The sequence below is a fragment of the Peribacillus sp. P4_C12 genome (assembly GCF_056402095.1).
The window spans coordinates 1-818 of the sequence record NZ_JBFUIB010001019.1 but is presented as its reverse complement, the minus strand read 5'-3'; the positions used below and the strand labels follow the sequence as shown (position 1 = coordinate 818).

Genomic DNA, 818 nt, shown 5'->3' with positions numbered 1-818 from the left:
GTAAAGGAGTGCACCTACCAAATCATTGTCACTGCCTAATCTTCTAACTGGAACTTGTGAGGCAATGAAAGGGCCTGCTTTGTGTACAAGTGTTCCCGGTATTTCTGGGTTATTCATTCCTGTAGTGAAAACTCCAGGAGCAATTGAATTTACATACACTCCATGTCGTCCCCACTTAACTGCCAGATCCTTCGTTAAAGTCATGACTGCACCCTTACTAGTTGTATATCCGACAGAATCTACAGCTTCCGGRTCAACACCTGTAAAACCGATACTAGAAGAAATGTTAATGATTTTACCGTATTCGTTATTAATCATATGTTTACCAACTGCCTGACACATCAAGAATGTTCCTGTCACATTTGTATCCAGCATAGCTTGMCATTGTTCTAAAGGCATATCCGTAGCAGGAGACTCAAAAACTGTTCCGCTGCCGTTGACTAAAATTTTGATTTCCCCAAAATGAGAAACCGCTTTCTCAACACCTTGAACGACAGATTCCCGATCTGTGACATCCAATGATAGAGCAAGTGCCTGTCTTCCTAACGCCTCGATTTCTTTTACAACTGCTTCGCAAACTTCTAAACGCCGTGAACATACAACAACGTTTGCTCCGGCTTCTGCCAACGCCAGTGCCATTACACGCCCTAACCCGCTGCCGCCTCCGGTAACGATTGCTGTCTTACCATTTAAATCAAACAATTGGTTCAATGACATTCTAGTTCTCCTCCTGTTTTTAGAATATTCAAAGATTTTTAAATATTGTTGATATTGATTATACTMATAAATTATAATTAAATAAAATTAAAGATTTTAAT

General features: G+C 39.9%; 1 protein-coding gene. It reads right to left on the bottom strand.

All coding sequences use genetic code 11. The features are described from left to right. Positions 1–717, bottom strand: a 717-nt coding sequence (locus tag AC1DUW_RS30935) for an SDR family NAD(P)-dependent oxidoreductase (RefSeq protein WP_477644467.1), incomplete at its 3' end; no start/stop codon positions are given. Positions 718–818: the final 101 nt, after the last annotated feature.